Below are 23385 nucleotides of genomic sequence, written 5' to 3' on the forward strand. Positions count from 1 at the left end.
ATATAAATTAATGGTCTATTGATATTCTTAAGATTATATCTCGCGAAATTCTTCAAAGTTTTAGTTAGTAGATTGTCAATTTTCTTAGATCGCGCGAATAAAACCAATATACGACTGAAGGTGCTCTTTAATGGCTATGGTGCATAGTGTACCCTTTACTGAGAGAGAGTTTGATAAAAGTTAAATATGAACATCTATATCTTTAATAAGACTGGAGCGTGTTTACTATACTTCTATGCGGGCAACTCGTAGATTTATGTTTAAGTCACATAAATTGGAGAGAAATTGGCTAATATCAAATGAATACAGTTAACGATATGTCTCGAGGTGTCTTTTTTGTTTATGAATACAAAACAAGCTCTGAAAATTGCAGAAGACGGCTACGCACCATTATTTAAAGCCACAGACTTTTTACTAATAAATCTGTCTTTAGCAGTTATTGTCAATACGGTATTTGTTGATGAAACCGCAATCGATGTGGCAGCGGCGTTTTTTGTCGCGACATTCTTTTTGTTATTCGGCGAGTATTGTCATTTATATCGTGTTCATGTACGTCGGCGCCTCGATTCTTCAATTGTTCGAATTGTTGCGACAGCCTTCTTTACTTTGATCGCAATGGAGATCGTAAAATATAACGTAGAAGACTTAGTCGGAAGTCAAATAAGTCACTTTAACAATGGCTTGTATTATATCTGGTTTGCTAGCGCTATGTTATCAACCATTCTAATTCGAGTTATTGCTTTTACGATCTATCGTTCGTGTTTTAAAAAGTACAAAAAGGTAAAGAGAATAGCGATTGTCGGGCTATCACCAGCAGCAATTGCTTTGGAGAAGCAATTGCTGATTTATTATAGGAGCCAGGACATAGAGATTGAACTGTATGACGACCGTAAGGAAGAACGGTTTGGATATATGATTAAATCTCGTTATGTTGGCACTGTAGATATTTTGATAGAACAAGCGCAACACAACCAGATTGATGAGGTTTACATTGCGTTACCTATGATTGCAAAAGAGCGAATCACTCGTTGTCTGACACTTTTATCTGATACTACCGTCGATACTTTTATGGTTCCCGATCTGTATAGCTATAACCTATCAGCATCCCAATTCAAGTCTGTTGGTAATGTACAAACGTTAAGTATCTTTGGTACTCCATTTGATGGGATAGGTGGAGTGATCAAGCGTATCGAAGATATTGTCTTAGCTAGCCTCATTTTGTTGCTTATTACGCCTGTTCTTTGTGCTGTGGCAATCGGAGTCAAACTCAGTTCTAAAGGTCCCATCTTGTTTAAACAAGATCGTTATGGTCTGGGTGGAAAAAAGATCAAGGTATGGAAATTTCGCTCTATGAATGTGATGGAGAACGGGGACGATTTTAAACAAGCAACGCATTCAGACCCAAGAGTGACAAAGTTTGGTGCGTTTATTCGCCGAACATCTTTAGATGAGCTTCCTCAATTCTTTAATGTCTTACAAGGTTCAATGTCTATCGTAGGGCCAAGACCTCATGCAGTTGCTCACAATGAGCAATATCGAAAGATTGTCTCTAACTATATGATTAGACACAAAATCAAGCCAGGTATAACAGGTTGGGCACAAATTAATGGCTATCGTGGAGAGACAGAAACCGTCGATAAAATGAGTAAACGGGTTCAGTATGACATCGTTTACTTACAGAGCTGGTCGCTTTGGTTGGACATTAAAATAGTGTTTCTAACGGTATTTAAAGGGTTTGTTAGTGAAAAGGCGTACTAGCCTACTAAGTATCAGCGCTGTAGTTTTATTTGGTTTTGTTAGCCAAGTTTGTCATGCAGAGCTTACTCCCAAGTCGCATATCTCAGTAGCGGGTATCGATGTCCAGTCAGAAGTTGGCGCTGAGTATGGTCAGGATTCAAATGTGACATACCAAGTTAACCCTATGAACGAGATTGCATCAGCTTACACCAAATTAACACCGTACTTGCGTGCAGTAGGCGAGCGTGGAGAGGACCGCTATGTGTTGGTGTATTCTGGTGATTATTCACGCTACGACAGTGCAAGCGATGATGATTACACCGACCATTTTTTAATGTTTCGATCTTCGTTGAGGTTCGGGCTTAAGCACGGTCTTGATTGGTTTATCCAGCAAGATTGGGGGCATGAAGAACGGGGGACAGAGCTAACGGAAGGTTTCAATCCTACTCAGTTTACGTCTTTTGGAGTGAATACACCGTTACAAAACCGGTTCTTAAATAGTGAGATACGATATAGCTATGGTGCGCCTGAGGGGCGGGGGAAATTAGACCTTGCGTGGCAGGTTAAAGATATAGCGTTTGATGAGTTGGACGAAGTTCAAAGCGCATCTAGTGACTTCTACCATTATATAAAGGAGCAGGAATGGAACGAAAATACTATAACTGCTGAATTGTTCGACCAGTATTCATCGCGGACTCGTTTTCGATACAGTCTAATTAGTAACCTACGAAGCTATGAAGCGAATTCGGCTAAGGATTCGAGTGAACATTATGCGCTTATCGGTTTGAAGTCCCAAAGAACGGGAAAGCTGTTAATAGAGACTGATTTAGCTTGGTTGTACAAGCGTTTTCCGAATAACAGAGAGGCACAATCGTTCAGTGGTTTAAATTGGGACGCCAATATTAACTGGCAACCACTCAAGCATTCGAAGTGGTCTTTATATGGTTGGCGTAGAGTCAAAGACCCAACGGAAGAAGGTGGTTATATTCTTAACACTAAGGTCGGTCTATCGTGGGAACATCATTGGTGGGTCGAGAGGTTAAGTACTACGGTTGATTATGGAAGAGAAGTCGATGACTATCGGGTAGAACAGAATGATAGAAAGGATGATCTAGACGTTGCGTCAGTCACGTTAGGATATGATTTTCGGCCTTCTATTAGGCTTGAGTTGAACTATCAGTTCGCCCGCAAACGTTCGAGCGAGGATGAAGTCGTGTTTTTCATCGGAGATAACTCCCAATCCTCGGTGAGTCGTAAACTTGGCTATGACAAAAACACAATTGGATTGGCACTAAAGGTACAGATCTAGAGATGAAAAAAATAAAGCTACTGTTATTAGGTTACTGTGTGTTGATGGGCTGTATTAGTTTTGCTGCAGCCGCAAACACGATAGCACCTGAAAAAGAAGTGAAAAATACTACTTCCATGACTCTTGAAAATAGCCATCATCCGGCTAACAGTGAGACTCGAGAGTACCTTTTGGGGCCAGGGGACCAGATACGAATCTGGGTGTATGGGGAGAAAGAAATGTCGATGTCTTTAAAGATAGGCAAGCGTGGTGATATTAATTTTCCTTATATAGGTCGAGTACAGCTCTCAGGACAAACGACAGACTCGATAGAGCATGATATTGAAACTCGTTTGAAAGCTGGGTTTATTCGCTCGCCAATGGTGACCGTTACTATGGAAGGGTTCCGTAAATTTTACCTTCTTGGGGAAGTTGAAAACCCTAATGGCTACGAATATGAGCCCCAACTTACTGTAGAACAAGCGATTGCTATGGCCGGTGGCTTCACTGATCGGGCTGATAGAGGTGATATTAACATTCGCCCTTCAGGGAAAAAAGAAATGATAAAAAAAGTCGAGATGACACACTCTGTCTATCCCGGCGATGTTGTTATTGTTGAGAAGAGCTTTTTCTAAGGTGATAAAAGTAATGGTAGAACGTGGTAAACCTTTAGAAAGTAATGTTAACTTTGCACCGTTTTTGGCTGCTCTGAAAATTCATGGGCTTAAGCTATTGCTGGTTACAGTAGTTGTAACGGGGTTAAGCCTGCCAGTGATTTGGTCGATGACGGCTAAGTATGTCTCGACTGCGACAGTATTGATTAAAGCGCAATCGGACAATGTCTCTCCGGTTGATCCGATCGAAGATTATGACTCTGCTCGCTCACAGTACTATGAAACGCAATTTAACCTAATGCAATCTAGAGTCGTGTTGGTTAAAGCTGTTGAAGCGTTAGAACTGCAACAAAATGAAGAGTTTAATGGTTCAACGTTAACTGGCAATGGCGATTGGACACTGCCTCGAGAGCTACGCATTAACCATGCGGTTAAAGAGTTGAAGCGACACCTAACATTTACTTCAGTCCGCTTAACTCAATTAGTTTATGTGTCTTATGAATCTACGAACGCACAACAAGCTTCAACAATCGCAAATGCAGTGGCACAAGCTTTTATTGATTATACGGTGGAGCAAAAAATTGCTAAAACCCAGCAAGCTAAACGATGGAATACGCAACAGCTAGGTGTACTCAAACAACAAATTAGTCAGCAAAAGAAAGAAATAGACGCATTTTTGCAAAGCGAGGGGTTACTGACCTTCCGAGGTGTTGATGGTTTTGAAACAGAAGAACTTGGGATTATTACCAATAAATTGGCGGATGCAAAAGAGAGGCGCTTAGCTGCTCAAGCTAATTATGAATTGGTGAGCCAATATATGAAAGGTGATACAGGGACTCTCACCTCGTTGCCTGACTTCTCCTCCCACCCTCAGCTACAAGATCTTAGAATTGCACTTATACAAGCAAAACGGAAATTATCAGATCTTAATCGACGATATGGACCTAAACACCTTAAAGTTCTTGAGGCCAATGCTGAAATTGAGGTGATTCACAAGCAAACTGTACGCCTGCTTGATGAGCTAAAATTAGGGCTTCAGCAAAAATATCAAGCAGAACTTATCAAAGAAAATCATTATAAAGCGCTCTTAGCTCTGCATAAAAAAGACTTCTTTGCACTTGCAGATAAGCGTGATCATTATGATGGCTTGATGGCAGATCTTACTCAAAAGCAATCGCTGTATGAGCAGCTTTATCTGCGTACTACTGAGCATACTCTTAATACGACGTATAGAGAGCAAGATGCACGAATTTATGATCCCGCGGTGGCTAGTGAGCGTCCAGCGAAACCCAACAAGCCATTGTTAGTCGTGATGATAAGTATTATGACAATGCTAGTTAGTGCTTTGGTTGTCATTATTCGAGCAGCCACAAAGCAAACAATAACAACTCTTGCACAGCTGGAAGCAAAGCTTGGATTAATTCCACTAACTGACATGCCTTCATTTACAAGTGAACCGATGTCGACATGGATGTTAGGTAAGCAAATTCGTTCCAACCAATATGCCAACGAGATCGGAAATGGCGCTTATACCGCATTATCTTTAGCTCGCCCAAGTAGTCAGTTTGTCGGTGTCGTATCGTCATACCGACAAGAAGGTGCAACGACGACGGCGTTATTATTAGCTGCTGCGGTCAGTGAAGTGAAACCAACTTTACTGCTTGATTTGGATTATCGTGGAGAAGGCGAATTTACAAGAGATATTGTTGCGGACAGTCACTGCAGTTCCCCTAAGTTTAACGTACAGGAAGAAATTGCTGGGTTTAGTCATTTGGTGTTTAGCCAATTGAGTTCGGTACAAATAGGTGATGAAAACAAGTCTTCATCATTACAAGAAGCACTACAACTCGATATTGAGCAAGTCATTATGCCAATATCACAGGGATTGTCTTATATCGCCCCTGGTACCCTGGCTGAATCACCATTAACTTTTTTTGCTCGCCCAGAATGTGAATCTGCATTGTTGGCACTTTGTCAGCGTTTTGAATCTGTCATCATAAAGCTTCCAGCTCTGAATGATAGTAAGGATGCACAGCTCCTATTGCGCTTTTTGGATAGCTTGATTGTCGTGGTCAAATCTGATCAACATACGGCGAATGAAATAAAGCATCAACTAAATAAGTTGTCGCCGTTGTTGGACCAGCGAGCTTTTGGAGTACTCAATCAAGTGAGTGATGACCGAGTTGTGGGTGAAGAGTCTCTGCGTTTTATTGCTCAAGGTAGTATGGATTTACTCAATATCGAGGGCTCTTAGTGAGCTTGCTTAAAAGCATTTCCACTATTGCGACATCATCGATATTGTCTCAGTTAATTGGGGCTGGTTCGATATGGTTGATTTCGCATTGGTACGGGATGTCGGAAGTCGGCTCATACGCGTTAACGTACAGTATTGCCTTAATCGGAGCACAAGTTTGTACGTTTGCATCACAGCTGCTATTGCCAAAACAACAGAGTAACGAGCTAGGGCAAAATGTCTCTTTTTGCTTGTTATTTAGTGTTTGTGCGTCGGTCATTTATTCTATGGGCATTGCATGTTTGTTTGACCGTCCCATTCTTCAAACTCTGATGTTAACGTTGGCACATGCATGGGTTTTGATCTCTGAGAATCTACTGCTGAGAGTTCAAAAAATGAAGTCACTAGCTTTACAGCGAACATCGATTTCGATGTTAGTGTTGTTACTTATTGCTGTCAGTGAAGACTTGAGTGCATTCTATTGGGCTTGGGGAGCATCGTTGCTAGTGTGTATGTTGCTATGTATTGGTTACTCTCTACCAAGAAACGTGATGAATCTACAGCAATTCTCGCTTTCATCCTTGTCACTGTTTTTCCGTAAGCACAAACATCATATTGTCAAAGTTGGGAGCGCTGAGATTTTGGCGATGGTGAATAATAATTTACCCGTTATCCTTATTAACGTGTGGTTCAGTCCTGTTGTAGCCGGTTATTACGCCGTAGTTAGCCGATTTTGCTTAGCGCCTATTGTTATCATTGGTAACGCTGTAAGAAACTCTATTTTTTCCACTTGGTCTGTCGACTTTAGACGCAATCAGTTTAATTACGCTGAATTTTCCAAGGTGCGCCGGTTACTCTTTGCTATGGGGACTACGGCGGTGCTTGGAGTTTTCATTTTCTACCCCATAGTGATGCAATTAGGGTTTAGCGCTGAATGGGTCGCTTCAGTGCCAACTTCTCGCTATATGCTACCGTATTTGTTTATGGCGCTAGCGGTGTGCCCATTGACCGTTCTTGAGTTGGTTTATGGCTCTCCCAAGTATTTCCTTCGCATTCAGCTTGAGCAACTTATGGTGGTGGTATTGGCTTTTGGTGCGCTGCCATTTTTTATAAGTGATTATGCATACTCGGTTATTGCCTTCGCCCTACTGTCTTCTATTCGATACCTGTTTATTTATTTTGAAGTGAATAAAACGGCTGTGCGACTTCGTCGAACGATGGAGGTTACTTGAAGATAAATAATGGTCTGTTTTTGCAGGTATACACGTTTGTAACGTTAGTTGCTTGTGGGCTAGTACAGTATCTGACTGGTGTCGGCGCAGTGCTTTGGCTGCCATTTGTTGCTGCCTTTGCGATGGTTTTGTTGCTATTGATGCAAACCAATTATGAAGCGGTTAAGTTAGATAATATAGAAACAGTACTCACATTGTTGTTGGTGGGGGCCTATACGTTGATCTTAGCGTCGACAGTTCTACAAAATGGGCTGACGGTGACCATTGTAGGTTGGAAGAACGAACTTGCATTGTCGCTTATTTTTCTATGCTTACTATTGGGGTTTATCCGAGAGTCGCAGCTTTACCGCGTGGTGCAGATGCTATATTGGATTTTCTATCTACAATTCCCAGTTATCTTGTATCAGATTTTAGTTGTTGTCCCACAACGTGTCGCTTTGAAAGGTGAATTTGAAAAGTGGGACTCTGTGGTAGGGACTTTCGGTGGTGACCCTATGGGCGGGGGAAACACGGCAGCATTAGGGTTATTCTGTTTACTTGTCATGCTCCTTAAATTGTCTGAATTTAGGCATGGTGTAGTTAGTCGGCTTAACATGATACTGCATATTGTTGCCGCGTTTATTTTGTGCGTTCTTGGTGAAGTTAAGTTCGTCATTTTGCTTGCTCCTATACTTTTAATATTTGTTTGGCTGTGCCCTAGTTATGTTTACGGCGTTAGGCAAAAGGATATTAAGAAAGTGCTTCTTATGGTTTGTACCATGGGATTGTTAGTTTTATTGGCAATAGTTGTCCTTGCTGCCTCTTACGCAAGCGCTTTTGATACCGACCCTGACCACAGTGCTTTAAAGGTGTTTTGGGATTCTTTAGAGTATATATATGACTCAAATTACATCTTACCAACGGGAGAATTAGGGCGGATGACCACGCTATTTTTCTGGTTGGATAATAGTCAGCTTTATGGATGGTCTAACGTGTGGTTTGGTTATGGGTTAAATGCAACCAACCACGGTAGTTCGGTAGCTCCAGGTTTCTTGAATCAAATATTTAATGTCCTCCTAGATTCTACGTCACTAAGCATGATGTTGTGGGAATTTGGTGTCGTTGGGTTAGTCCTATTTTTATGTCCAATTTTATTGGCGCTAAAGGTGTCAATGCCCAAGGAAGTGCTAAAACGTGAGCAGTTATCGATGCAAGACATTCAATTGCTCTCTTGGCAACCTGCGTTTATTGCATTTAGTTTTGCAGGTTTATTAAGCTTACCTTACAGCCAAATTTTAATGTTGGTGCCTATGTTGCAGTTCCTTTTCTATTTTTCACTTGGCGGAAGTCTAATCATACGCAAGACTGTTATTCAATCGGGGGCAAGGTTATGAGTTCTTTACCTAGAATCACCGTGATTATAAAAACACTCAATGAACAAGGTGGTATTGCTGCAACGATTAAAAGCGTTCAAAGTCAGCTAAAGAATTATCAATATGATGTCATTGTTGCCGATAGCTTATCTGATGATGATACGCAAAAAATTGCGTTAGAGAATGGCGCTAAAGTCGTGACGTTAATCAACGCTAATGATCGTTGCTGCGGCGTAGGCCATCAACTTGGCTATTTATACAGCACTGGTGACTATCTATTGTTATTGGATGGTGACATGCGTTTACAAGACGGGTTCATTGATGCGGCGATAGCATTTCTGGAAAAAGAGCCGGCTTACGCCGCTGTGGCGGGGGCGGTTGAAATGGATGAAGCGAATAGCTACGAATTTAAATCTCGCCAACAAAGGCATCACAAAATATACCCTACTGGTGATTGTAGTCATTTAGCCGGGGGAGGGCTGTATCGGGCGAGTGCAATCAATGATATAGGTTATCTTACACATCGCACATTGCATGCCTATGAAGAGGCCGAGCTTGGTATGAGACTCGAACATGCTGGTTACAAATTGCATCGTTTGGATACCCCGTTTTTCCATCATACTTCTTATGATATGCCGACGTTAACGTTACTGCGCTACCGATGGAATCGTGGTTATTTGTTTGCGTCAGGCGAATTGCTAAAGAGCGCGTTTGGTAAAGCGTACTTTCGAAAAGCTGTGAGTGTGGTGCGTAATGAGTTGATCTTTGCTTGCTATCTTGCTTGGTTAATTTTGGCCTTGCTGGTGGGTAATGTTTCGTTGTTGACCATTAGCCTGTTGCCATTGATGCTTTTCTTTGCTGCTAAAGCGTTTAAAAACCGCTCAATAAAGGACGGTGCGCAGAGCATTATTAATTTGACCGTATTTTCAGCCGGATTGGTAAATGGTTTGTTGTTGCCCATTAAAGACCCAAATCAACCACCGTCACATAAAGTGTTAGAGCGAGATGTGTCATGAAAGTATTGGTGGTGAATAAGTTTTTTTTCTTAAAGGGGGGCGCTGAAACGGTCTTTTTTCAAGAAAGAGAAATGTTGATGGATCGAGGGTTTTCGGTTATCGACTTTTCAATGGCTCACAATGACAACTTGGTATCTGATTACAGTGCTAGTTTCGTCGATAATGTGGATTATCACGCCAATGCTACTTTACTCAGCGCGTTGAAAACGGCAATGCGGTTTGTACATAACGCAGAAGCGTGTGAAAAGCTTTCTGAGTTGATTACTACTGAGCAACCCGATATCGTTCACTTTCACAACATTTATCACCAGCTAACTCCCTCAATTATCAAGGTTGCTAAGCAAGCCGGATGTAAAACGGTGCTCACCGCTCATGATACTAAAATAGCCTGTCCTAGCTATACTATGTATCGTGATGGACACACCTGTGAAGCGTGTTTACAAGGAAGTGTTTTTAACGCTTTAAGATATCGCTGCCAACAAGGATCATGGTTTAAAAGTGGCTTGCTTGTTGTGGAGGCGTTGTATCAATCGCTTGCTCAGAACTATCAATCACTGGATGTGATAGTTTCACCTAGTCAGTTTTTAGCCAATATCATTCGTCGTAAGCTCCCTAATAATAGAATTGAGGTCATAGTGAATGGCATTGACGAGAACGTTGATCAGCAAGATGTGGCAGATCATCGATATTTTTTATATTTAGGGCGGTTGAGTCAGGAAAAAGGCGTGGCGACAATGGTAGCGGCTTACGAGTTGTCTAACCAATCTATACCATTAAAAATAGCCGGTACAGGACCACTTGCAGACTCCCTATCAGGGAAACAGAGTAAGGTCGAGTGGCTAGGTTTTAAAACGGGACCGGATTTACATTTACTCATAAAACAAGCTAGTGCAGTTATTGTCCCTTCGGAATGCTATGAAAACTGTTCTATGTCAGTGCTTGAAGCTATGTCGTACGGGAAGCCTATTATCGGTGCAAATATTGGAGGTATCCCTGAGCAAGTTCGAGATGGAAAAGAGGGGCGTTTATTTGAAGCGGGTAATGCCCATGATCTTGCCAATGTGATGGATGAGTTTGCGATACGGCCAGAGCTTACAAAGTATTATGGTGAACAAGCAAGACAACGCTTAGAGTCGCGCTATTCATTGAGAGCACATCATCAGCAGTTGGTCGATTTGTATCAAAATTTATTGGGTGAGCAATCATGAAAGTAACCGTACTAGGGACGCGTGGTATTCCTGATGTATTAGGAGGAGTCGAAACTCACTGTCAGCACCTTTACCCTCTTATTGTTAAGCAAGGATTTGAGGTAGAGGTTATCGCTCGTTCTCCTTATGTCGCTTATAAAACGAGGAGTTATAAAGGGGTCGCGGCCAAAGCACGGTGGGCTCCGAAAAAGACATCGTTAGAAGCTATCGTTCACTCGACTATTGCGGCATTTTCTACCTTAACGGATGGCTCGAATGTGGTGCATGTTCATGCGATCGGCCCTGGGTTAGTCGTGCCACTGTTACGCTTGATTGGAAAGAAAGTGGTATTCACCCATCATGGTCCAGATTATCAGCGTGAGAAATGGGGGAAGCTAGCAAAGATTGTTTTGAAGCTCGGTGAGCGTTTTGCCGTTAAATATGCCAATGAAGTCATTGTCATATCAGAGGTGATTAATGACCTTATTAAGCAATCTTATCAAAGAGATGATGCACATCTTATTTATAATGGAGTTAACCCGGCTAAGTCTCTGCCTGTTGATGTCGTATCATCTATATTGGAGCGCTACCAGTTAAGTGCGCGAGGATATATTGTCGCGGTAGGACGTTTTGTTGAAGAAAAAGGCTTCCATGATCTTCTTCAAGCCTACGCAAAATCCAAGCTTGATATGCCGCTCGTACTGATCGGAGATTCCGATCATGAAAGTGAATACAGTCGCTCATTAAAACAAGCAGCGAAAGACACCCCAGGCGTGATACTGACCGGTTTTCTCAAAGGGGAGGATCTACAAGTTGTATTTTCTCAAGCTAAGCTATTCGTAATGCCTTCTTATCATGAAGGGCTGCCTATTGCACTGCTAGAAGCGATGTCATATTCCTTACCCGTGGTGGTTAGCGATATTGCGCCAAACAGTGAGGTTGGACTTGAATCTGATTGCTATTACCCAGTCAAAAATATAGATGAATTATCACAGGCAATAAATAAAAGGAGTGTGATGCCTCTACAAGACTATCAACACTTTTTAGAACGATATGACTGGCATAAAATCGCTGATCAAACGGTGGATGTTTACAATAACATGTTGGGAAGCAAGCGTGACTAATCGTCTTAATAAAAACAATGATACGGATGAGCCTAATAAGAGCCGGGCAGTGACTCAATTTTACCGAGTTTTACAGCAAGAAACGCAACAAAGCTTGAGTGAAGAACAAAGGCAAGCTATTGAAAAAGCAGTTAATCAAGTTGGCTTAGTCGCAAAACATTCCGTTGATATCCGTAAAAGCTTTCCTTGGTTTGGCAAGCGCTACTATGTCGTGCTGTTGAGTGGGCGTGATCGTCGTACAGCAGAGCGTCAAGGTGAGTCTAAATGGTTAGTCTATGCTACAACGGTATTGCTAACTACCTTTGTCCTTGCGGGGGGGATGCTCGCTCTACTGGCATTGTATTTGTTAAAGTCTGCACTGGGTATCGATCTGTTCGAGAGCTTTTCACTAGGTATATGGGACTGGTTTCAATCACTATAAGGGTTGAACTCGAGTGATAAATGATAGGAAATAAACAAGTGAAAAAAGTCACTAACTGGCAGTGCTCATGGCTATACCTATTATCGTTAGTATTCTTTGTTACCTCATACGCCTATGCTGACGAAGTAGGGGATAAAGTGACGTCAATCACGGCACTCAATACACCTATCTCTAATCCAGGTATGGGGGTTGAAACGTTTCACGACGGGTGGGGTACCGTACTAACTCTTGAGCAATATCCTGTCTCGGGAATGGGATACTACCGGTATTATTGGAGTGAACTTGAGCCAAGCGAAGGTGAATATAACTTTTCTCTCATTGATGACTTGCTTGAACAGAATGCCAAGCAATCAAAGCGAGTAGCTTTGCGTTTTATGACACTTGATGAACCATTCTCAGGAACAAAAATTCCACAATGGCTCATCGATAAAGGTATCGAAGGGCAGTGGGTTCAAAATGGAAAAACTTTCGTAGCCGATCTCGATGACCCAACTTATTTATACTATGTAGAAAAATTACTTAGTGCTTATGGGCAACGTTACGATAATGACTCGCGGCTTGCTCAGATTGACATAGGTATGGTGGGTTCTTGGGGAGAGTGGCATAACAGCAACTTTCCAGAGCTTGAACCACTATTTAGTAGGTATTCAGAACACCAGTTAAATAAGTTCGTTGATCTGCACTTTTCAGCATTCCCAAATACTGCAAAATTAATGCTTATCAACGGGGGGGATTCTTTCGCATACGCAATAGAAAAAGGTGCTGGCTGGCGTGCCGATTGCTGGGGCGATTGGCATAATTTTGGCCCTACTTGGAGTCATATGAATGATGACTACCCGTATCGAATTCAACAAGCAAACTCGCAAACACCAATATTTGATACGGCTTGGCAGCACCAGCCGGTTAGTTTTGAAGTCTGTGGTGACATGCATGGTTGGCTAGCCACACAACATTACACAAGAGCTCAAGTGGCTGCCTCATTAGACTGGGCGATTAATCAGCATGCGAGTAGCCTAAACTTGAAATCGAAGCCAATTCCCGAACAGTACCGCGATTTGTTAGATAATGCGTTGCTAAAAATTGGATATCGCTTTCGAGTCGATACGATTCGTCATTCAGCTTACCTGTCGATGGGGAAAAACCTCTCTCTGGAAGCTCATATTTTTAACGATGGAGTCGCACCAACATACCAACCTTATTATGCGTATTATCGATTAGTAAACAGCAACGGTCAGGTGGTTTCGTTTGCAAAAGATAGTACAAGTAGCGAAGCTTGGCTCCCTGGAGATTATAAATCTATTGCGAACTTCTCATTGCCGACAGATCTAAATGTCGGTCATTATTATATCGAAATAGCAGTGAGTGAAGGTCGTGACAGTAAACCTTTGAATTTGGCAAATATAGGGAAACAGCCTGATGGTTGGTATCGGCTAAGTGAAGTGATCATTGAAGAGTAATGACAATTGTCATTACTCTTCTAATGCATGCTAGATAAGATGGTCTGGTTAGCCCTGATTACTCAATCTAATTCGCAGGCAACACAACGGCAGACGCTTCTTCCTCCGAATCTTCTTTGTCTTCGACTTGGTCAGCAACCCAATCAATTGTCTTTGTTAGATAAAGCTTGTTGGTTTCGGTATCACACCAACTCTTTGATAATCCTCTTCGATTAAACTCACTGCCAATTGCTGCGAGTGTCTGGTTGCTTGATCGCCCGTAATACAAGGTGTCGCACAGTTGCAGGTTCGACATGGATTGAGGGTACGTATTGACTGGCGAGGAGTTCATGCTCAGTGCTTTTGATTGGTTATGAGTGCACCCAGTTAGGCTCAGGAAAAAGAAAAGGATTAGCGTATTTTTCATGGTGTATCAGATCTGTTGCCGATGATTTGAAGAGAGTATTGCCATGATTGCCCCACTAATTTGTCAATTTCTCGCCAACTAGTTATAGACCAAGACTTTCCTCCCAGTTAGAAGGCGTTATTAAGCCAACGATAAAAACAGAATTAACAAACAAATGCGCAATTTTGTACAAAAGCTGAAAGAGACAATAGAGTAGACTGATAAGTCGCTCGATAATTAACAGGCTTAGGAATTGTTATGGAGAACAATAAACGCTCTAAAGAAAAGGCCGAATATAAGATAACCGAAGAGCTCGGCGGCCTTGAAATTCTTAATGCTGAATACGAAAAGCAGAACTTCTCGCGCCACAGCCACGAGGGCTATACGCTGGGAGTCATCGAGCAGGGCGCTCAGCGTTTCTATCGAACGGGCGGGCATCATATAGCACCACAAGATGCGATTATTCTGGTCAATGCCGACGAAGTTCATAGCGGTCACTCTGCCACTGAAGGCGGTTGGGCGTATCGAGCCATGTATCCACTCCCAGATCAACTTGCCAAGATCACTCAAGAGCTAAACCTACCCAATTACGGGGCGCCTTACTTCCCAAGAGCGGTTGTTGAAGATCCTGAACTCGCCAATCAATTGAGATTAGTCTTTAACACGATTGATGAATCTGACAATCGCTTGTTAAGAGAGACCTTGATGTACGGGATGTTGGTTAAACTGATTAGCCGACACGGAAAATCGCCGCTTAACCCTCAACTCGACGGAAAAACTCAGCGCCAGCTTGTCTTGGTGAAAGAGTTCTTAGATGATTTTCCACAAGCCGATGTGTCCCTAGAGGAGCTGTCTAAGTTAGCGGCATTGAGTCCGTTTCACTTAGTGCGTTCTTTTCAAAAAGAGTTTGGTCTTCCGCCACATGCGTATCAAATCCAGTCTCGGTTAAGGCTTTCGCGTAAGTTATTGAAACAAGGACATACCATTTCAGATACCGCGCAAGAGTGTGGTTTTCATGATCAAAGCCATTTTCATCGACACTTCAAAAAGGCCAATGGCTACACGCCGGGGCAATACATCAAAATGCTCTAAACTTGCATGGCTAAGGCATGGCCAACTTGTGTTAAGTGCAGTTAAGTGCAGTTAAGTACGGTTAAGTGCGGCAAACAGAGGGGCATGAAATCGAGCAAGTTTGTACAATCGAACCGACTCAACTCCTCTTACATTGAATAGCCAATGTGAAGAGAGAAAAGAACTATATGGATAGTGAAACAATGGATAGACGAACACAGTTATGGAAGGGCGTTTTAGCGGGAATGCCGTTGAGCATTGCGGTAATCCCTTGGGGGGGTCTGGCCGGTTCATATGCGATAGATGCCGGATTGAATCAACTTCAAGCGCAAGCGATGTCGGCTATTTTGTTTGCTGGCTCAGCGCAACTTGTCGCTGCGGGTATGTTCAAAGCGGGTATTGGTTTAGGCACTATGTTGTTGACCACACTGTTCATCACCTCAAGACACTTTCTGTATAGTGTATCGATGCGTGACAAAATCAGCCATCTTCCTGCGCGTTGGCGTCTATTACTTGGATTTTGGCTCACCGATGAGCTGTTCGCGATTTGTAGTGGGCAGTCTCAGCAAGAATTTAATCGCTGGTATGCTGCGGGTGTAGGCGGCGGTTTTTATCTCGTTTGGAATATTGCGAGCTTTGTTGGCATTGTCGCGGGAAGCCAAATTCCTTCGCTTAATGAGATTGGGCTCGACTTCGCGGTCGCAGCAACCTTTATCGCCTTGGTGTTCCCATTAATCCGAACTCTACCCGTCGTAGTGTGTGTGGTGGTTTCATTGGTCACTTCGGTTGCCATGTCGGTTAACAATATTGAGGGCGGGCTAATGATTGCAGCGATTGCCGGAATGTTAGCGGGCTTTATCAGCGAATCGTTCCAAGAGCGAAACAACGGTAACAAGACAATCGTGGAGGGGAAATAGAGATGATTTGGTTAACGATATTCCTCATGACTGCGATTGTTTTCTTTAGTCGGTATTTGTTTCTTGAGCCTGCAATCCCGCTTCGACTCAATCAAACCGCAAGGCGCCTATTGCGCTATTCAAGCCCAGCGGTGCTGACTGCGATTTGGGGGCCAATTGTATTTGCACCAGAACAAACATTTTGGCCAAGCCTTGAAAACCCATACTTGATAGGCGCGGTGGTCACAGGTCTGTTGATTTGGAAAACAGGCAATGTGCTGCTAACGATCGGCGTCAGCATGGCGGTGTTTTTGTTCTATAACCTTGTCGTGGTTGATTACCTTTTCTCGTGAGCTTCAACTTCAATGTCAACTTAGGCTTTGTGTTTCTCCTATTATTTAAGGGCTGTATAAATATGATTACTTGTTATGTTCGATATGTGATTGATCCTAAAAAGGTAAATGAGTTTGAGGCATACGCAAAAATGTGGATTCCTCTGGTCGCTAAATTCGGGGGCCAACACAATGGTTATTTTTTACCGTCGGAAGGGGCGAACAATATTGCCTTGGCGCTGTTTACCTTTGAAAGTTTGGCTGCCTATGAAGAGTATCGGATTAAATCGTTGAACGATGCTGAGTGTATTAAAGCGTTTGAATTTGCAGACGAAGTTGATTGCATCGTGAGTTATGAACGCAGCTTTTTTAGACCTGTTTTAGAGTGATAGACCTTGCAACGTATAGCGTGGTGGCATCTAATGTACTGATTCACTGTTTGTGTGTTTAGGTTTTGGTAAGGAGTTAGTTTGGCTAAGAAATATTATGTGGTTTGGAAAGGTCGCACACCGGGTATTTTTACCACTTGGAACGAGTGTAAATCCCAAGTCGATGGTTTCGCTGGTGCGAGATATAAATCGTTTCCAACACTAGACGAGGCTGAGTCTGCTTTCGGTGGTAAAACGTCGTCTGCGTCAGGTTCTACTGCGACAAAGCCAAGCTCTGCGGGTAAGTCGACGAAAGCTAAGGTGCCGCCTCTTTCGGAGCAGCAAATCACAGATATGCCTTTTGATATCAAGATCTTTACCGATGGTGCGTGTGAACCAAACCCTGGTGAAGCAGGGACGGGGTTAGCGGTATACCAAAACAACCAATTAACCGAATTGTGGTATGGCTTGTATCAACCTGTTGGTACCAATAATACCGCTGAGTTGCATGGCCTTAAACAGGCGTTTTTGCTCGCAAAAGAGAAGCTAAACGCGGGTCTGTCTGTAGCGATCTATTGTGACTCTAAGTACTCGATAGATTGTATTACTAAGTGGGCAACGGGTTGGGAGAAAAAGGGCTGGACTAAGTCGGGCGGCGAGATCAAAAACCTCGATATTATTAAGCCGGCGTATGCGCTCTACCAAGAGCTGGCTTCAAAAATTACCATCTACCATGTGAACGGACACGTTGGTATTGAAGGTAACGAATTGGCCGATAGAATGTCGATTGTGGCTATTTCATCGAAAGAGCAACAACTCGCTCAATATCGTGACATCGACGATATTGAGTCTATTTTGGCACTGCGAGCAGGCTAGTTAGGCTTCTTAATGAAAAGCTACTGAAAGCATAAGTCGCGATCATTGGGCAGTGCTAAGTTGAGCGTTACATTTCAAATTGATGTAGCGCTCTTTTGTTTTTGTGGTGCTCCGTTTTCTTATGGTGCTTAGTCGTTCTTGTGAGGCGTAGCAGTCCTTGTGATGCTTACTGCCTGAGTTAATCCTTATTGAGCTGGGTTCTCTATCCAACGAGATAATTGCTGAGCTTGTTTGATCGAATTAAAACTGTCTTTCACTCTCTCACGTGCCTTTAACCCCATCGATGCTTTATCGTTGCTGCTTAGTTGCGCGAAACGCTCAATCGCTTCTCTTAATTCTTCCACATTCTTTTCGCCAACCACAAAACCTGTCTCTTGTGAGACGATCTCTTTGCATCCCATGATGTTGGTGGTAATAACTGGCGTTCCTACGGCCATCGCTTCTTTTAAAACCAGTGGTCCTGTATCCACACACCCGGTTTCGGAAAAACAGAAGGGCGCGATTAGGCTGTCATAATTCGATAGTTTCTCTTTCACCCATTCATGAGGCTTAGCGCCAAGAAAGGTCACGTTTCGAGTGAGCCCTTGCTCTTTGACCTGTAACTTTAATTGTTGCTCTAAATCGCCAGTACCGATGATATCGAGATGAATGTCGAGAGGTTCGGCAATCGGCGCCAATGCATCAATAAGATGGTGGATACCTTTTTGCTCCACTAATCGGCCAAGGAAAATAAAGCGAAGTTGCTTCGTTTCGGTTTTTGGGTTGAGTTGGAACTGTTTGGTATTAACTCCGCAATGCAGGAGCTTAATGTTTCCTTTCGCCATGGTATTGAAGTCAGCAAGCATGTCTTTACACACTGCAACCACAAAATCACTCGATGAGATTTTATGTTCAATGTCATAAGCGAACTCGTAAACATCATGACCATGAGCAACGAACGAACAGGTGATATTCAGCAGCTTTGCCGCGACGATGGCGTGAGCTGTGGTGTGCTGACAGAAATGCGCATGTACGTGTTCGACGTCGTTTTCCGCGAGTTGCAGCGCTAATTTAAACCCATAAGCGAACAGTGACTTTTTCGGCATGCTGGTTTGCTTAGAAATAAATGAGACAGCCTTGATGAAACCTATCCAGTTAATGCTGGCGACTTTACCCTTCCGAACATTTTTACCTATTTCGACAATGTCGTAGTCGAACTGTTTTTCACTGTTTTCAATTTTGAACGTCATTACACAAACATCGTGCCCACACGCTTTCACAGAGTCGACTTCTGTTTGAATGAAGGTCTCACTGAGTACTGGGTAGGTTGGCGCCACAAATGCTACTTTCTTCATTCCTTACTCCTCAAATCCATATGACTAAAGCTATCAAGCCAAGGTAATAACCAATAAAGCAAGATACGAACCAAGATCGAATCGTAGCTTTGGAGGGCTTTCTGATTGCTTTTCGAAGGTTACCCCTTAAGAGGTAGCTCGTTTTCTCAAATTGATAATCAAATTGGAGTTGCAGTTTTTTTGAACATCTGTGTTTGGTCGTCATTTTGAGAATGGACGCGTAGGTGGCTGATCTAGATGTGATTTCATAGCAAGACACTCTCGGCATAGAACATGCAACGTCAGCCATATAACGTATAAATCTGAGGGCGTCATTATGGCTAAAGTAAGTGTTGTTATTCCTACCTACAATTGTTTGGATTACCTGCCGAAAGCGATTGGTAGTGTACTAAAGCAGACTCATCAAGATGTTGAGCTGATTGTCATTGACGATAACAGTAACGATGGAACGTCGACGTATCTTGCTTCTATAGACGATGAACGCATTATTACGTTGTCCACATTGGGTGTTGGTGCGCCTCAAGCGAGAAACCTAGGGATTGAAAAGGCGACCGGTGAATACATCGCTTTTTTAGACGCAGACGATTTCTGGTTTCCTGAAAAAATTGAGCGCCAACTCGAATTTCATCAACGTTACCCTGATCTCGCGATGAGCTTTACTAACTACGAGCATCTTACTGAAGATTACCAAGTAATAGTCGACTGCTTTAGTTACTGGTCGCAGTTTCAAGATCAAGATGAGCTGTTCATCAATATCGAGAACCCGTTGGAGTTCATCATAGAAAATAACGTGATTGGAACATCAACGGTCATGGTGAAAGCGGATGTGTTTTCTCAAACAGACAGTTTCAATGCTGACATCAAATATGGGGAAGATTGGGAACTGTGGCTTCGAATGAGTGAAAACCATCAGATCGGTGTGTTGAACTCGGTGCAGGTTGGCTACTTGATGAGAGCGAGCTCTGTTACCCAAACTGAAAGTCTTAAATTGAGAAATTTGCAGTCTATAGAGACTATTCTTCAACATTACCAAAATGACAGTCAACGATGGAATCTACCCACTTCTAGCTTCAAAATCGCAAAGGCGAGAATACTGGAAGGTTATGCTGACTATTATCGAGGTTTACAACAGAATAGACAGGCTATTGCCTACAGTTTCCGTTCTTTGGTCATGTCACCTCAAAAACGCACATTGCGACACCTAATTGGAGACTGTAAAAGTTTCCTAAAGCCAGCTTGGTAAGGAAAAGGTGACGACTATGGGTTCTTTAAAGCAGTCGGCTTACTACGCCATCGGTATATTAATGATGAAAGGGATTTCATTGGTGATGATCCCGTACATTACGCACAATATGACGTTGGCAGAGTATGGTTCCTTAGAAGCCATTGTCTTGCTGGCAGACATTGGGACGATATTGTTCAGCTTCGGTATTGTCGATGCCATGTATCGTTATGTGGGTATCGCCGAAGGTGATGAAAAGCAAAAGCTCGTCTCGAACTGCTTCACATTGAGCGTGCTGGTGTGCGTGCTTGGGGGCGCCTTGATTGCCCTCAGTATGCCGTTGTTAATCTTAATGTTGCCAGTTGAATTCCAGCCTTACCAGATACTGCTTCTGCTTATTCCTACCATGCTCGATGGGGCGATTTCTATCCCGCTAACGCTGATGCGTATGAACGCGATGGCGAAACGTTTTTGCATGCTCAATGTGTTGAAAGCCGGTGTTCAAGCCATCATGACTTTTGTTTTGCTTGAGGCTGGATACGGTATAGATGGCGTGTTGATTTCAGCTGCGGTATCCAGTGTGTTGCTAATGGTTTGTTTAGTGCGTTATCAATGGCAAGAGATGGGATCTTTTGGTTGCTTCAAACACTCGGCGAAGATCTTAAAATTCGGACTGCCCGTTCTGGTTGGCGGTGCATCAATGTATATGATCATGGGGCTCGACCGCTGGGTAATGGCAAGCTTCGTCGGTGTCGAAGAACTCGCGATTTATGCGGTTAGCGGAAAGTTCGCGTTGATTCTTGGTCTGTTGTTGCAGCCTTACGCGCTTTGGTGGTTTCCAAACCGTGTGGCGATGCTTCAACAGCCGGGTGGCAGTAAGATGTGTGCCGATAGGGCGTTAGTCGGAGTGAACCTCGCCATTGTTTTAGGTTCGTTGATGATTCTAACGGTACCCGGATTTATTTCTCTCATTTTACCGAGCAGTTATCATTACGCGGGGGCCATTGTTGTTGCGCTGCTTGCGATTAGCGTTATCAAAAATGCAGGTGATTATCTTAACCTTGGTTGTTTCAGTGGCGATTCGAGTCAATCTCAAATGTGGATTCAAGGTGGATGTGCGGTCTTGGCGGCCATTGGTTATTTCACAGTGACGCCTATTTATGGCGTGTGGGGTGTTGTCGCGGTTCTTTGTGCAACTTATGTTGTGCGGCTCATGCTTCTGTATGTTGTAAGCCAAGCGATGGAACAATTACCTTATGAACACAGCAAGTGGGTAACCGCAGTTAGCATCGCATTAGTAGCGATAGCGAGTGATCAACTTCTGGGATTGGTGTTGGTTGATGTCCATGACTTTATTCTTGGATCGGCTGTTGGTGTAATCGCGCTGGTGGCCTTTGTTAAATACTCAGTGATCGTTGTCCCGCAAGCTCTGCTCGACAAGTTGATGCTGGGTAAGCAGTCTCACGCAAATTAAAATAAAACACTGTTCATAATGTGTGAGATTCGATAGTATTTATAAATTCAATGAATGCCATCAATGGAAAGATACATGAACAAGTGGATTGTGCTCTCAGCTCTATTCTCAACCTTATCGTACGCTTCGTCTGAATTGTCTAACCACGACGTACTCACTCAGCACTTTGACGTTCCTGAAGCTATCTCCTTAGAAAATCAAAACAGGGTATGTAATAGCCTTGTTTGTAGTTCGGTGTCTGCGCCAAAATCTGTTCCTGCTGTTGGCGACTTCCCAGAGCGAGAATCAAATCCAACGATAGATACAATTGCGAGCGCTATCTATTTCGTCGGTGAGATTGGTGTCGCCGAAAATCTAGCGACACCCGAGTACGAACAGTTTTTTGAGAACTGATTGAAAATTTACTGTATAGATTTGGTGCTTATTTTTTATGCAGTTACAAAAGATATGAAATGCTGTTATAAACGATAAGACCTTGTTTAAGGATTTTATAATCACGGCATTTGGCAATTAGGAAGCACCAATGGAAATCTGGAAGTTACTGCTGTTTATCCCCGCTTGTTTTGCGCTCAACATGACTCCGGGCCCAAACAATTTGTTATCAATGAACAACGCCCGTTGTTACGGATTTCAGGCCGCCTTTGTCGCAGGCCTAGGAAGAATCCTCGCTTTTTCTGGCATGATTGCTTTGGCTGCATCTGGCTTAGCGGTTGTGCTTTATACTTCTGAAACGCTGTTTTTCCTGATCAAACTATTTGGCGCGATGTATCTGTTGTGGATCGCGTTCAACCTATGGCGCTCACACGCCAGTCCGGTCGTGGATATCGAACGAAATAAGAATTGGTTTGGTCTGTTTAAACAAGAATTTGCACTCGCTGCTGGCAATCCAAAAGCGATACTCATTTTCACTGCATTCCTTCCTCAATTTGTCGATGTTTCAGCGAACGTAAATACTCAATTCTTTGTTTTAGGTAGCACCTTTCTAGTGTTAGAAATGCTCGCGATATCGATCTACGCGGCATTTGGCTTATACCTCAGAAACTGGTTCTCTAAGCCACAAATGGCAAAACGTTTCAACAAAGCGTGCTCGGTTTTTCTTGCGTTATCTGGCGCAAATTTGTTGGTTATTCGACAGTAAAACATAAGTAACCTAATCTACTCCTCAGGCGTTAGTTAAGTGGCATCTTCGTTAAGGTAGTTCGTAAGCCTTTAGGCTGTTGATATATTGTTAATAGCACCTTTGAGTTTGCATGTTTAAACTTGAGGTTCGGTTTAAATGAGGTCTATCTATGAATGTTGTTTGTGCGGAAAAACAAGAACTGGCTGATATCTACCAGCTTGAACATGCTTTGTTTGGCGCTCACGCCTATCCGCTGTTTTTCTTTCGTCAGGCCTTTGATTGCTGGGGAAAAGGTTTATTGGTTGCTAAGCAAGACTCAAAGATTGCTGGCTATGCCTTAACGACAACCACAGACAAGCAGAATGAGTTTTGGGTCCTATCATTGGCTGTAGACCAGAATTATCGTGGCATGGGAGTTGGCCGGAAACTGATGCAACAGGCGGTTGAGCAGTTGCCTCGAGATGCTAGGCTTTTGCTCACTGTAGACCCAAATAACACATCGGCTCGTGCGCTTTATGCATCGATGGGGTTCGTTACCATCAAGCAAGAAGACAACTACTTTGGTGATGATGAGCCTAGGTTAGTGATGAAGCTCATCATCTAGATTGTTGCTAACGGTTTTTAACAAAGGCGCTTAACTAAATCA

Annotated in this window: 23 protein-coding genes; 21 read left to right on the forward strand and 2 right to left on the reverse strand. The window is 43.0% G+C overall.

Annotated features, from left to right (window positions below):
* The first annotated feature begins 342 nt into the window (after window positions 1-342).
* Genes AB4623_RS13185 through AB4623_RS13235 form a run of 11 tightly spaced genes read left to right on the forward strand, consistent with a single transcriptional unit; the run spans window position 343 to window position 13661 of the window.
* Window positions 343-1758, forward strand: coding sequence for an undecaprenyl-phosphate glucose phosphotransferase (locus tag AB4623_RS13185; RefSeq protein ID WP_123301823.1), 1416 nt, complete (start codon window positions 343-345; stop codon window positions 1756-1758).
* Window positions 1742-3046 carry an outer membrane beta-barrel protein gene (locus tag AB4623_RS13190; RefSeq protein WP_102333008.1) on the forward strand — a complete coding sequence of 435 codons (1305 nt, stop codon included), beginning with the start codon at window positions 1742-1744 and terminating at the stop codon, window positions 3044-3046. Before AB4623_RS13185 ends, AB4623_RS13190 begins: the two co-directional genes overlap by 17 nt.
* Before the next feature lie 11 nt (window positions 3047-3057).
* Window positions 3058-3660 (forward strand): polysaccharide biosynthesis/export family protein, encoded by a 603-nt coding sequence (locus AB4623_RS13195; protein ID WP_372050168.1) that lies wholly within the window; start codon window positions 3058-3060, stop codon window positions 3658-3660.
* A gap of 13 nt (window positions 3661-3673) precedes the next feature.
* Window positions 3674-5893: an exopolysaccharide transport family protein gene (locus AB4623_RS13200; protein WP_372146608.1), complete on the forward strand. Its 2220-nt coding sequence runs from the start codon at window positions 3674-3676 to the stop codon at window positions 5891-5893.
* Window positions 5893-7104, forward strand: coding sequence for a lipopolysaccharide biosynthesis protein (locus AB4623_RS13205; RefSeq protein WP_123301820.1), 1212 nt, complete (start codon window positions 5893-5895; stop codon window positions 7102-7104). The genes AB4623_RS13200 and AB4623_RS13205 overlap by 1 nt, the downstream gene beginning before the upstream one ends.
* On the forward strand, window positions 7101-8477 hold the full coding sequence (locus tag AB4623_RS13210) for a capsular biosynthesis protein (protein ID WP_102333005.1): 1377 nt from the start codon (window positions 7101-7103) through the stop codon (window positions 8475-8477). Before AB4623_RS13205 ends, AB4623_RS13210 begins: the two co-directional genes overlap by 4 nt.
* Complete coding sequence (locus tag AB4623_RS13215; protein WP_102333004.1) at window positions 8474-9472, forward strand: glycosyltransferase family 2 protein; 999 nt, start codon at window positions 8474-8476, stop codon at window positions 9470-9472. Before AB4623_RS13210 ends, AB4623_RS13215 begins: the two co-directional genes overlap by 4 nt.
* Complete coding sequence (locus AB4623_RS13220) at window positions 9469-10680, forward strand: glycosyltransferase family 4 protein (RefSeq protein WP_372107296.1); 1212 nt, start codon at window positions 9469-9471, stop codon at window positions 10678-10680. Before AB4623_RS13215 ends, AB4623_RS13220 begins: the two co-directional genes overlap by 4 nt.
* On the forward strand, window positions 10677-11783 hold the full coding sequence (locus tag AB4623_RS13225) for a glycosyltransferase family 4 protein (RefSeq protein ID WP_372146610.1): 1107 nt from the start codon (window positions 10677-10679) through the stop codon (window positions 11781-11783). The genes AB4623_RS13220 and AB4623_RS13225 overlap by 4 nt, the downstream gene beginning before the upstream one ends.
* A gap of 49 nt (window positions 11784-11832) precedes the next feature.
* Window positions 11833-12204: a hypothetical protein gene (locus AB4623_RS13230; protein ID WP_170964679.1), complete on the forward strand. Its 372-nt coding sequence runs from the start codon at window positions 11833-11835 to the stop codon at window positions 12202-12204.
* Between the two features lie 38 nt (window positions 12205-12242).
* Entirely contained in the window at window positions 12243-13661 is a 1419-nt protein-coding gene (locus tag AB4623_RS13235) for a DUF4832 domain-containing protein (protein ID WP_372146612.1), read from the forward strand.
* A gap of 67 nt (window positions 13662-13728) precedes the next feature.
* Here AB4623_RS13235 and AB4623_RS13240 read toward each other — a convergent pair whose 3' ends face one another.
* Window positions 13729-14067 (reverse strand): hypothetical protein, encoded by a 339-nt coding sequence (locus AB4623_RS13240; RefSeq protein WP_012604479.1) that lies wholly within the window; start codon window positions 14065-14067, stop codon window positions 13729-13731.
* Between the two features lie 237 nt (window positions 14068-14304).
* Between AB4623_RS13240 and AB4623_RS13245 the strand changes: the two genes are divergently transcribed.
* From AB4623_RS13245 to AB4623_RS13265, 5 genes are all read left to right on the forward strand, one after another.
* Window positions 14305-15138 carry an AraC family transcriptional regulator gene (locus AB4623_RS13245; RefSeq protein ID WP_102332999.1) on the forward strand — a complete coding sequence of 278 codons (834 nt, stop codon included), beginning with the start codon at window positions 14305-14307 and terminating at the stop codon, window positions 15136-15138.
* A gap of 167 nt (window positions 15139-15305) precedes the next feature.
* Window positions 15306-16034 (forward strand): AzlC family ABC transporter permease, encoded by a 729-nt coding sequence (locus AB4623_RS13250; protein ID WP_372146614.1) that lies wholly within the window; start codon window positions 15306-15308, stop codon window positions 16032-16034.
* 2 nt (window positions 16035-16036) lie between these two features.
* The gene (locus AB4623_RS13255) at window positions 16037-16366 is read left to right on the forward strand and encodes an AzlD domain-containing protein (protein WP_136974213.1); all 330 of its coding nucleotides are present in this window, start codon (window positions 16037-16039) and stop codon (window positions 16364-16366) included.
* 62 nt (window positions 16367-16428) lie between these two features.
* Entirely contained in the window at window positions 16429-16734 is a 306-nt protein-coding gene (locus AB4623_RS13260) for an NIPSNAP family protein (RefSeq protein WP_017070270.1), read from the forward strand.
* An 81-nt stretch (window positions 16735-16815) separates the two neighbouring features.
* Entirely contained in the window at window positions 16816-17589 is a 774-nt protein-coding gene (locus tag AB4623_RS13265; RefSeq protein ID WP_017070271.1) for a viroplasmin family protein, read from the forward strand.
* Window positions 17590-17774: 185 nt separating this feature from the next.
* Here the strand turns inward: AB4623_RS13265 and AB4623_RS13270 are convergent, their stop codons facing one another.
* Window positions 17775-18923 (reverse strand): glycosyltransferase family 4 protein, encoded by a 1149-nt coding sequence (locus AB4623_RS13270; protein WP_229648041.1) that lies wholly within the window; start codon window positions 18921-18923, stop codon window positions 17775-17777.
* A 316-nt stretch (window positions 18924-19239) separates the two neighbouring features.
* On the opposite strand from AB4623_RS13270, the gene AB4623_RS13275 reads away from it, so the two are divergent.
* From AB4623_RS13275 to AB4623_RS13295, 5 genes are all read left to right on the forward strand, one after another.
* The gene (locus AB4623_RS13275) at window positions 19240-20166 is read left to right on the forward strand and encodes a glycosyltransferase (RefSeq protein WP_017062218.1); all 927 of its coding nucleotides are present in this window, start codon (window positions 19240-19242) and stop codon (window positions 20164-20166) included.
* A 16-nt stretch (window positions 20167-20182) separates the two neighbouring features.
* A complete protein-coding gene (locus AB4623_RS13280; protein ID WP_372146617.1) occupies window positions 20183-21619 on the forward strand; it encodes a lipopolysaccharide biosynthesis protein in 1437 nt (478 codons plus the stop codon).
* 75 nt (window positions 21620-21694) lie between these two features.
* Window positions 21695-22012 (forward strand): hypothetical protein, encoded by a 318-nt coding sequence (locus tag AB4623_RS13285; RefSeq protein WP_017070274.1) that lies wholly within the window; start codon window positions 21695-21697, stop codon window positions 22010-22012.
* 130 nt (window positions 22013-22142) lie between these two features.
* Entirely contained in the window at window positions 22143-22757 is a 615-nt protein-coding gene (locus AB4623_RS13290; RefSeq protein WP_102320553.1) for a LysE family translocator, read from the forward strand.
* Between the two features lie 151 nt (window positions 22758-22908).
* Window positions 22909-23343 (forward strand): N-acetyltransferase, encoded by a 435-nt coding sequence (locus AB4623_RS13295; protein ID WP_017062214.1) that lies wholly within the window; start codon window positions 22909-22911, stop codon window positions 23341-23343.
* The last annotated feature ends 42 nt before the right edge of the window (window positions 23344-23385 follow it).

The organism is Vibrio sp. 10N.222.52.C12, assembly GCF_041474215.1.
Taxonomy (GTDB): Bacteria; Pseudomonadota; Gammaproteobacteria; order Enterobacterales; family Vibrionaceae; genus Vibrio; species Vibrio crassostreae_C.

Coding starts and splice junctions, on each gene's coding strand:
- AB4623_RS13285 (WP_017070274.1), top strand. CDS start 21,695: ATGAACAAGTGGATTGTGCTCTCAGCTCTATTCTCAACCTTATCGTAC.
- AB4623_RS13215 (WP_102333004.1), top strand. CDS start 8,474: ATGAGTTCTTTACCTAGAATCACCGTGATTATAAAAACACTCAATGAA.
- AB4623_RS13240 (WP_012604479.1), bottom strand. CDS start 14,067: ATGAAAAATACGCTAATCCTTTTCTTTTTCCTGAGCCTAACTGGGTGC.
- AB4623_RS13225 (WP_372146610.1), top strand. CDS start 10,677: ATGAAAGTAACCGTACTAGGGACGCGTGGTATTCCTGATGTATTAGGA.
- AB4623_RS13185 (WP_123301823.1), top strand. CDS start 343: ATGAATACAAAACAAGCTCTGAAAATTGCAGAAGACGGCTACGCACCA.
- AB4623_RS13280 (WP_372146617.1), top strand. CDS start 20,183: ATGGGTTCTTTAAAGCAGTCGGCTTACTACGCCATCGGTATATTAATG.
- AB4623_RS13270 (WP_229648041.1), bottom strand. CDS start 18,923: ATGAAGAAAGTAGCATTTGTGGCGCCAACCTACCCAGTACTCAGTGAG.
- AB4623_RS13200 (WP_372146608.1), top strand. CDS start 3,674: ATGGTAGAACGTGGTAAACCTTTAGAAAGTAATGTTAACTTTGCACCG.
- AB4623_RS13245 (WP_102332999.1), top strand. CDS start 14,305: ATGGAGAACAATAAACGCTCTAAAGAAAAGGCCGAATATAAGATAACC.
- AB4623_RS13220 (WP_372107296.1), top strand. CDS start 9,469: ATGAAAGTATTGGTGGTGAATAAGTTTTTTTTCTTAAAGGGGGGCGCT.
- AB4623_RS13290 (WP_102320553.1), top strand. CDS start 22,143: ATGGAAATCTGGAAGTTACTGCTGTTTATCCCCGCTTGTTTTGCGCTC.
- AB4623_RS13255 (WP_136974213.1), top strand. CDS start 16,037: ATGATTTGGTTAACGATATTCCTCATGACTGCGATTGTTTTCTTTAGT.
- AB4623_RS13295 (WP_017062214.1), top strand. CDS start 22,909: ATGAATGTTGTTTGTGCGGAAAAACAAGAACTGGCTGATATCTACCAG.
- AB4623_RS13250 (WP_372146614.1), top strand. CDS start 15,306: ATGGATAGTGAAACAATGGATAGACGAACACAGTTATGGAAGGGCGTT.
- AB4623_RS13260 (WP_017070270.1), top strand. CDS start 16,429: ATGATTACTTGTTATGTTCGATATGTGATTGATCCTAAAAAGGTAAAT.
- AB4623_RS13275 (WP_017062218.1), top strand. CDS start 19,240: ATGGCTAAAGTAAGTGTTGTTATTCCTACCTACAATTGTTTGGATTAC.